The sequence below is a fragment of the Shinella sp. HY16 genome (assembly GCF_028534175.1).
In the GTDB taxonomy this organism is placed as follows: domain Bacteria; phylum Pseudomonadota; class Alphaproteobacteria; order Rhizobiales; family Rhizobiaceae; genus Shinella.
Genome location: NZ_JAHYXL010000001.1, coordinates 482,799 through 490,000, shown reverse-complemented (window position 1 = coordinate 490,000; position 7,202 = coordinate 482,799). Strand labels below are relative to the sequence as shown.

General features: G+C 64.4%; 12 protein-coding genes. 5 read left to right on the top strand and 7 right to left on the bottom strand.

Annotated elements, in window-relative coordinates:
- Positions 1 to 66 precede the first annotated feature (66 nt).
- From K0P03_RS02400 to K0P03_RS02390, 3 genes are all read right to left on the bottom strand, one after another.
- Positions 67 to 231 (bottom strand): DUF1328 domain-containing protein, encoded by a 165-nt coding sequence (locus K0P03_RS02400; RefSeq protein WP_023514833.1) that lies wholly within the window; start codon positions 229 to 231, stop codon positions 67 to 69.
- A gap of 169 nt (positions 232 to 400) precedes the next feature.
- On the bottom strand, positions 401 to 598 hold the full coding sequence (locus K0P03_RS02395) for a CsbD family protein (protein ID WP_023514832.1): 198 nt from the start codon (positions 596 to 598) through the stop codon (positions 401 to 403).
- Positions 599 to 679: 81 nt separating this feature from the next.
- Positions 680 to 1,018, bottom strand: a complete 339-nt coding sequence (locus K0P03_RS02390) for a hypothetical protein (RefSeq protein ID WP_272788800.1) — start codon at positions 1,016 to 1,018, stop codon at positions 680 to 682.
- A gap of 178 nt (positions 1,019 to 1,196) precedes the next feature.
- Between K0P03_RS02390 and K0P03_RS02385 the strand changes: the two genes are divergently transcribed.
- Positions 1,197 to 1,352 carry a DUF3309 family protein gene (locus K0P03_RS02385; RefSeq protein WP_023514830.1) on the top strand — a complete coding sequence of 52 codons (156 nt, stop codon included), beginning with the start codon at positions 1,197 to 1,199 and terminating at the stop codon, positions 1,350 to 1,352.
- Positions 1,353 to 1,381: 29 nt separating this feature from the next.
- Entirely contained in the window at positions 1,382 to 1,642 is a 261-nt protein-coding gene (locus tag K0P03_RS02380) for a YMGG-like glycine zipper-containing protein (protein ID WP_023514829.1), read from the top strand.
- A gap of 78 nt (positions 1,643 to 1,720) precedes the next feature.
- Here K0P03_RS02380 and K0P03_RS02375 read toward each other — a convergent pair whose 3' ends face one another.
- Complete coding sequence (locus K0P03_RS02375; RefSeq protein ID WP_130521220.1) at positions 1,721 to 1,918, bottom strand: NepR family anti-sigma factor; 198 nt, start codon at positions 1,916 to 1,918, stop codon at positions 1,721 to 1,723.
- Between the two features lie 149 nt (positions 1,919 to 2,067).
- On the opposite strand from K0P03_RS02375, the gene K0P03_RS02370 reads away from it, so the two are divergent.
- Positions 2,068 to 2,868 (top strand): response regulator, encoded by an 801-nt coding sequence (locus K0P03_RS02370; protein ID WP_023514245.1) that lies wholly within the window; start codon positions 2,068 to 2,070, stop codon positions 2,866 to 2,868.
- A gap of 59 nt (positions 2,869 to 2,927) precedes the next feature.
- On the opposite strand, the gene K0P03_RS02365 is transcribed toward K0P03_RS02370, so the two are convergent.
- On the bottom strand, positions 2,928 to 3,476 hold the full coding sequence (locus tag K0P03_RS02365; protein WP_023514244.1) for a cupin domain-containing protein: 549 nt from the start codon (positions 3,474 to 3,476) through the stop codon (positions 2,928 to 2,930).
- 145 nt (positions 3,477 to 3,621) lie between these two features.
- Here K0P03_RS02365 and K0P03_RS02360 point away from each other — a divergent pair, with 145 nt between their 5' ends.
- Together K0P03_RS02360 and K0P03_RS02355 are read left to right on the top strand one after the other, a co-directional pair.
- Positions 3,622 to 4,959, top strand: coding sequence for an aspartate aminotransferase family protein (locus tag K0P03_RS02360; RefSeq protein ID WP_050745408.1), 1,338 nt, complete (start codon positions 3,622 to 3,624; stop codon positions 4,957 to 4,959).
- An 86-nt stretch (positions 4,960 to 5,045) separates the two neighbouring features.
- Positions 5,046 to 5,405 (top strand): winged helix-turn-helix domain-containing protein, encoded by a 360-nt coding sequence (locus K0P03_RS02355; RefSeq protein ID WP_272788799.1) that lies wholly within the window; start codon positions 5,046 to 5,048, stop codon positions 5,403 to 5,405.
- A gap of 3 nt (positions 5,406 to 5,408) precedes the next feature.
- On the opposite strand, the gene modC is transcribed toward K0P03_RS02355, so the two are convergent.
- A complete protein-coding gene (gene modC / locus K0P03_RS02350) occupies positions 5,409 to 6,482 on the bottom strand; it encodes a molybdenum ABC transporter ATP-binding protein (RefSeq protein WP_272788798.1) in 1,074 nt (357 codons plus the stop codon).
- Positions 6,479 to 7,180, bottom strand: coding sequence for a molybdate ABC transporter permease subunit (gene modB, locus K0P03_RS02345; protein ID WP_272788797.1), 702 nt, complete (start codon positions 7,178 to 7,180; stop codon positions 6,479 to 6,481). Before modB ends, modC begins: the two co-directional genes overlap by 4 nt.
- Between the last annotated feature and the right edge of the window lie 22 nt (positions 7,181 to 7,202).

Below are 7,202 nucleotides of genomic sequence, written 5' to 3'. Positions count from 1 at the left end.
GGGTCGTTCGCAGACGCAAAAAAGGGCGGCGTCCGCGAACGCCGCCCTTTCCGGTCTGTTTCGTCCTCACGCCCGTCGGAACAGGCCCGCGATCAGCGAAAGAACCAGAAGGGCCAGGAAGACGAAGAACAGGATCTGCGCGATGCCGGCCGATGCGCCGGCAATGCCGCCGAAACCGAGCAGGCCGGCAACAAGGGCGATCACGAGAAAGACCACAGCATAATAGAGCATTTTCGAACTCCTTCTTTGTATCGATGGAGAAACGAGGGGCGCGATAAAAAGTTCCCCGAACCGTCATCGAACAAAGGATTTCAGGGCGAGCCCTGTCGCCAAAAACAATGCCGCCGCAGCCTTTCGGCTGCGGCGGCATGAGCGGTGACCGATGCGGTCGGCGTCCGTTCTAGTGACGGCGCGTCCAGTCGTCGATCTGCCGCTCGGCCTCCTCCTTGGCGAGGCCGTAACGCTGCTGGATCTTGCCTGAAAGCTCGACGCGGCGCCCCTTGATGACATCGAGGTCGTCATCGGTGAGCTTGCCCCACTGAGCCTGGGCCTTGCCCTTGTACTCGTTCCACTTGCCTTCGATGATATCCCAGTTCATGTCGCTGTCCTTTCTGTTCGATTGAACGCATGGCGTTGACCAAGAGGAAACCGGCAAGTGCCGGAAAGGTTCCTCACCCTATCAATGCATCCGCGCCGCCGCGTGGACCGGATGAGCGTTGTCGGCGACGATCATGTCCCCTGCCGGCGGACTGGTCGGCCGGACATGCACCTCAAGACCGTTCTGGCGGCTGACGCGCCAGGTAATCTCGATATTTTCCTCGACCCAGGCCGGGTCGACGACCGCGCAGCGGCCATGCACGAGACGCTTGCCCGCCCCTGCCCCGCCAAGAGCGGCCGGCAGGGCGCCGACGCAGTCTTCCATCGTCTCGAACGCCACCTGGGGCGCTTGCAGTTCTTCGCAGGTGAGGCCGCCATGGCTGCAGCCGACCAGAAGCATGATTGCGGCTATGTGTTCCATTTCTTTCTCCATCACCCGTCGGGTCACCACCCATCGGTTGGCATTGGAAACGGAACGGAGCCTAGAAAGTTCCGGCGAGAGCCGATGACGGTGTTGTCACATTTTCGGGAACAAAATTCGCTACGGCCCGTTTTCGGCCCATCGCTCGAACGCGAACCGGACGTGAAAGGAAGCACCGATGCTCAGCACCATTCTCCTTGTCATTCTCATCCTGCTTCTGATCGGCGCCCTGCCGAACTGGGGATACAGCCGAAGCTGGGGCTATGGTCCCTCCGGCGGCCTCGGGCTGATCGTGCTCATCCTTCTCATCCTCGTCCTCATGGGACGTATCTGATCCCCCCACCCAAGCCAGGAGCCGGAACCATGAAGAACACCATCATCGCGCTTGCCCTCGTCGCCTCCACGGTGACGCTCACCGCCTGTACCCAGACCGAACGCGGCACCGCGATCGGCGCGGGCACAGGCGCCATCATCGGCGGTGTCGTGACGGGACGCGCCGGCGGCGCGCTTGCAGGAGCCGCCATCGGCGGTGCGGCGGGCTATCTCATCGCTCGCTCCGATCGCAGTGGCTACTGCATCTACCGCGACCGGTACGGCCGCCGGTACGAAGCGCGCTGCCGCTGAGGCGATCGAAGATCAACAAACGGAAAACGGGCCCTCGGGCCCGTTTCTTGATGTCTGGAACTGGACGGAAGAATGTTTTCAGGAACCGCTCTTGGCACGAAGCTCGGCCTCGTCGAGCTTTTCCAGAAGATCGAGAAGACGATCGGGCACGGGTTCCGTCTCGATGACGTCGTAAAACGACTTAAGCTTGCGGCCGATCGGGCCGTTGGGGTCGAAAGCGGCCTTGACGGGGACATCCCGCCCGGCACGCTTCTTGTCTTTACTGGGCTCGATCATGGTCTTGTTTCCATCCGATGCCACCCGCTATCTTCCTTTTGCCCCAGATTCCCAATAGCAAGTCAGACTTAGAATGCTACCAATAGGTTTCCGCATGGTGAACTCTAGCGGAAACGGTTCCGATGCGGAACATATTCAGGGAGAACTAAATGTCACTTTCCACCCGTATCGCACCGCATCTCGCCTATCTGAGGCGGTTTTCCCGTGCAGTGACGGGCTCCCAGACCTCGGGCGACGCCTATGTCGCAGCCATGCTTGAGGCGCTCGTCGCCGATATCACACTCTACCCCGAGGGGAGAAGCGACCGGATTGCACTCTACCGGCTCTATTGCACGCTGTTCGACAATCTCGACGTGACGCTGCCGGAAAATACGTCCCCCTTCGGCTGGGAGCGCCAGGCGGCCGCCAACCTTGCCAACCTGCCGCCGGCGGAGCGCAAGGCTTTCCTGCTGGTCGCCGTCGAGGGCTTCGACCTTGCCGAGGGCGCCGACATTCTCGATATGCCGGAAGAGCGCTTCGCCGCCCTGCTCGACGAAGCCTCGCGCGACATCTCGCGGCAGGTGGCGACCGATATCATGATCATCGAGGACGAGCCGCTGATCGCCATGGACATCGAGGACATGGTGAAGGGCCTCGGCCACAATGTGACGGGTATTGCGCGCACCCATTCGGAGGCCGTCGAGCTCTACCACCGCACCTCGCCGCGCATGGTGCTGGCCGATATCCAGCTGGCCGACGGCAGCTCGGGCATCGACGCCGTCAACGATATCCTGAAGAACAGCACGATCCCGGTCATCTTCATCACGGCCTTCCCGGAGCGGCTCTTGACCGGTGAAAAGCCGGAACCGGCCTTCCTGGTCACCAAGCCGTTCAATCCGGATATGGTGAAGGCCCTGATCAGCCAGGCGCTGTTCTTCGACGAGCAGGCACGGCTGGCCAAATCGGCCTGAGCGCCGGAGCAGACAGGGCGACGGCGTGAACGAAACAGCGCCGTTGCCTCCTTGCCATATCAGAAAGTCGGCGGGGTGCAGGCACTGATGACCTCGCACGGCACCGGGCCGACGCAGCGGAAACGGTGCGGGCGGCGGCTTTCGAAATAATAGGCATCGCCCGGACCGAGAATGCGCCGCTCGTCGTCCACCGTCACCTCCAGCCGGCCGGAGAGCACGATGCCGCCCTCCTCGCCATCATGCACCAGCAGCACCTTGCCGGTGTCGGCGCCGGGCTGGTAGCACTCCTTCAGGATCTGCAGGCTGCGGCCAAAGGTGTTTTCGCCGATCTGGCGGAAGGAAATCGGTCCCTTGCCGATCTCGATCAGCTCGTCCGACCGGTAGAAGGCCTTCTTGGGGCGCTCCGGCTCGAAGGCGAAGAACTCCGCAAGACCGATCGGGATGCCGTCGAGGATGCGCTTCAGCGCACCGACCGACGGGTTGGAGGCGTTGGATTCGATCAGCGAAATGGTCGAATTGGTAACGCCCGCGCGCTTGGCGAGCTCGCGCTGGGAGAGATTGTGGGCCATGCGCAGATGGCGCAGCCTGCCCCCGATATCGACCGACATGGCCACTTCCTGTTCTAGATGTTCGAAATATCGAAAACTGATCGACCCATATCCTTAATTTTCAATCAGTTGGCGTCAAGAAGAAAAGGACTTGTTCGGCATCGCAAATCATGGCGTCAATCCCGCCAGCCAGAGGAGATCTCCCATGAACGTTCACAACAAGCCCAATGCACCGGTGCTCGACAGCTACTGGATGCCCTTTACCGCCAATCGCCAGTTCAAGGCCGCGCCGCGCCTGCTCGCTGCCGCCGAAGGCATGTACTACACCAGCGCCGACGGCCGCCAGGTGCTCGACGGCACCGCAGGCTTGTGGTGCGTCAATGCCGGCCATGGCCGCCGGCAGATCGCCGCCGCGGTCGAGCGCCAGCTCACCGAGATGGATTTCGCGCCCTCCTTCCAGATGGGCCATTCGGTCGCCTTCGATTTCGCCGAGCGGCTGGCCGAGATCGCCCCCGGCCCTGACGGCGCCAAGCTCGACCGCGTCTTCTACACCGGCTCCGGCTCGGAATCGGTCGATACCGCATTGAAGATCGCCATTGCCTACCAGCGCGCCATCGGCCAGGGCACGCGCACGCGCCTCATCGGCCGCGAGCGCGGCTATCACGGCGTCGGCTTCGGCGGTATTTCGGTCGGCGGCATTCTCAACAACCGCCGCGTCTTCCCGCAGCTCCCCGGCTCCGACCACCTGCGCCATACCCACGACCTTGCGAAGAACGCCTATGTGAAGGGCCAGCCGGAGCATGGCGCCGAGCTTGCCGACGACCTGGAGCGGCTGGTCGCGCTGCACGGCGCGGAAACCATCGCCGCCTGCATCGTCGAGCCGGTCGCCGGCTCCACCGGTGTGCTGATCCCGCCGAAGGGCTATCTCGAAAAGCTGCGCGCGACCTGCGACAAGCACGGCATCCTCCTGATCTTCGACGAAGTCATCACCGGCTTCGGACGCCTTGGCGCGGCCTTCGCCACCGATTATTTCGGCGTGACGCCGGATCTCGTGACAACCGCCAAGGGCCTGACCAACGGCGCCATCCCGATGGGCGCAGTCTTCGCCAGCAGAAAGGTGCACGATGCGCTGATGCATGGGCCGGAAAACGCCATCGAGCTCTTCCACGGCTACACCTATTCCGGCCATCCAGTGGCCTGCGCCGCCGGCATCGCGACGCTCGACATCTACCGCGACGAGGGTCTCTTCACCCGCGGCGCCGAATTGCAGGACGACTGGCATGCGGCGATGCATTCGCTGAAGGGCCTGCCGCACATCATCGACATCCGCACGATCGGCCTCATCGCCGGCATCGAGCTTGCCTCGCGCGACGGCGCACCGGGGGCGCGGGCCTATGACGTCTTCGTCGATTGCTTCGAGAAGGGCCTCCTGATCCGCGTCACCGGCGACATCATCGCCTTCTCGCCGCCGCTGATCGCCGAGAAGAAGCATTTCGAGGACATCGTCTCGATCCTCGGCGACGCCCTGAAGCGCGCTGCCTGAATTCGGCCCTGCCGGAAACGGCTTGGCACTGCACATCACGGAAAACGCTGTTATATCTGGGCCCGTATCCATACGGGCCCAGTTTCATGTCAGCATCCGCCAAGATCGAACCGAAACTCATCTTCCGCCTCCAGTTCGAGCCGGAAGGGCGCATCGGGCGCGGCAAGATCCAGCTGCTCGCGCATATCCGGGAAACCGGCTCGATCTCCGCCGGCGGGCGGGCGATGGACATGTCCTATCGCCGGGCCTGGTTGCTGGTCGATGAGATGAACCGGCTGTTCCGTACGCCGGTGGTGGAATCGCAGCGCGGCGGCAAGCAGGGCGGCGGCGCTGTCGTGACGCCCTTCGGCGAGGCGCTGATCGCCCATTACCACGCCATGGAAGCGAAGGCGCGTGCGGCGCTGGCCGAGGATATCGGCTGGATCGTCGATAACCTTGCCGACTGAAACCTATTCCAGCGCCACCGTCTTGATGACGGCATGCACCGAAAGGCCCGATGCAAGACCGAGGCGCTCGACGGAAAGCGCAGTGATGCGGGCGCGGACGACATCGCCGCCGCAGGCTATGCGCAGGCTCGCCATGCCCTCGCCGTCCGGTTCGATCGCCTCGACGACGCCTTCCAGAATATTGAGCGCACTGAGGCCTTCCGGGCGCACCGTCGCGATCATGACGTCGCGCGCGGGAATGCGCAGCCGCACCGTTTCGCCCGGCGAGACCGCGGCGCCCGGCACGAGGATCGTCGCACCGCCCTCAAGGCGGATGGTGGCGAGGCCATGCGCGACATCACGCGCCTCGACGCGGCCGGCAAGAACGCTGCCGGCTTCCCGGCGTTCGGCGGCGGAGGTGAGCCGCGGGCCGCTCAACACGTCCGACGCCGCCCCGATCGCCTGGATGCGCCCATCCGCCATCAGCACGACCCGGTCGGCAAGGCGCGCGACCTCGGCCACCGAATGGCTGACATAGACGATGGGAATGCCGACCTCGTCGCGCAGGCGCTCCAGATAAGGCAGAATTTCCGCCTTGCGCTCCTCGTCGAGCGCGGCGAGCGGCTCGTCCATCAAGAGCAGGCGGGGCGAGGCCAGCAGTGCACGACCGATGGCGACACGCTGCTTCTCACCGCCGGACAGGTTTGCCGGCTGGCGGTCGAGCAGGCCGGCGATGCCGAGCAGGTCGACAACACGGTCCGGGTTTTCCGTGCGCACGCCCTTCGGCGAGAACCAGCGGCCATAATTGAGGTTCTGCCGCACGGTGAGGTGCGGGAAGAGACGGGCTTCCTGGAAGACATAGCCGAAGCGCCGTCTGTGGGCCGGCACGAAGATACGGCGGGCGGTATCGACCAGAACCTCGTCGCCGAGCAGGACGCGGCCTTCTGCCGGTTGCGTAAGGCCGGCGATGATGCGGACCAGCGAGGTTTTTCCCGAGCCGGACCGGCCGAACAACGCGGTCGCGCCGCCATCGGCGGCAAAGGCGGCATCCAGCGAAAAATCGCCGAGCCGGTGGCGGGCTTCGACGACGAGGCTCATTCGAGGTGCACCTTGCGACCGAGGCGCTGGGCGAGCACCTCGGAGGCGATGAGCGCGGCCATGGAAATGGCGATGGCGACGAGGGTGAGGCGCATCGCGCCGGCATCGCCGCCGGGCACCTGGGTGAAGGTGTAGATCGCGGCCGACAGCGTCTGCGTCTCACCGGGAATGTTGGAGACGAAGGTGATGGTGGCGCCGAACTCGCCCATCGCCTTGGCGAAGGCGAGGATCATGCCGGCCAGCACGCCGGGCAGGATGAGCGGCAGGGTAACCGTGAGGAAAACCCAGAGGGGACTTGCGCCGAGCGTGCCTGCCGCCTCCTCCAGCTTGCGGTCGACGGCCTCGATGGAGAGGCGGATCGAACGCACCATCAGCGGAAAGCCCATGACGCCGCAGGCAAGCGCCGCGCCGGTCCAGCGGAAGGAGAGAACGATGCCGAACCATTCGTCCAGCACGGAGCCGATGGGACCGCGGCGGCCGAACAGGACGAGCAGCAGGAAACCGGTGACGACGGGCGGCAGGATCAGCGGCAGGTGCACGAGGCCGTTCAGCAGCGACTTGCCCCAGAAGCGGCCGCGGGCCAGCGCCAAGGCGGCGAGGATGCCGAGCGGCAAACTGACGAGGACGGCAACCGCCGAGACCCGAAGGCTGAGCCGGATCGCCGTCCATTCCTCGTCGCTCAAGGTAAGCCAGTCCACGCATACTCCTTTGATTGGCGAA

Excerpts from the sequence above, each read along its gene's own strand:
- K0P03_RS02395 (WP_023514832.1), bottom strand. The coding sequence starts at position 598 with ATGAACTGGGATATCATCGAAGGCAAGTGGAACGAGTACAAGGGCAAG.
- K0P03_RS02385 (WP_023514830.1), top strand. The coding sequence starts at position 1,197 with ATGCTCAGCACCATTCTCCTTGTCATTCTCATCCTGCTTCTGATCGGC.
- K0P03_RS02355 (WP_272788799.1), top strand. The coding sequence starts at position 5,046 with ATGTCAGCATCCGCCAAGATCGAACCGAAACTCATCTTCCGCCTCCAG.
- K0P03_RS02365 (WP_023514244.1), bottom strand. The coding sequence starts at position 3,476 with ATGTCGGTCGATATCGGGGGCAGGCTGCGCCATCTGCGCATGGCCCAC.
- K0P03_RS02390 (WP_272788800.1), bottom strand. The coding sequence starts at position 1,018 with ATGGAACACATAGCCGCAATCATGCTTCTGGTCGGCTGCAGCCATGGC.
- K0P03_RS02380 (WP_023514829.1), top strand. The coding sequence starts at position 1,382 with ATGAAGAACACCATCATCGCGCTTGCCCTCGTCGCCTCCACGGTGACG.
- K0P03_RS02370 (WP_023514245.1), top strand. The coding sequence starts at position 2,068 with ATGTCACTTTCCACCCGTATCGCACCGCATCTCGCCTATCTGAGGCGG.
- K0P03_RS02400 (WP_023514833.1), bottom strand. The coding sequence starts at position 231 with ATGCTCTATTATGCTGTGGTCTTTCTCGTGATCGCCCTTGTTGCCGGC.
- K0P03_RS02360 (WP_050745408.1), top strand. The coding sequence starts at position 3,622 with ATGAACGTTCACAACAAGCCCAATGCACCGGTGCTCGACAGCTACTGG.
- K0P03_RS02375 (WP_130521220.1), bottom strand. The coding sequence starts at position 1,918 with ATGATCGAGCCCAGTAAAGACAAGAAGCGTGCCGGGCGGGATGTCCCC.
- modC (WP_272788798.1), bottom strand. The coding sequence starts at position 6,482 with ATGAGCCTCGTCGTCGAAGCCCGCCACCGGCTCGGCGATTTTTCGCTG.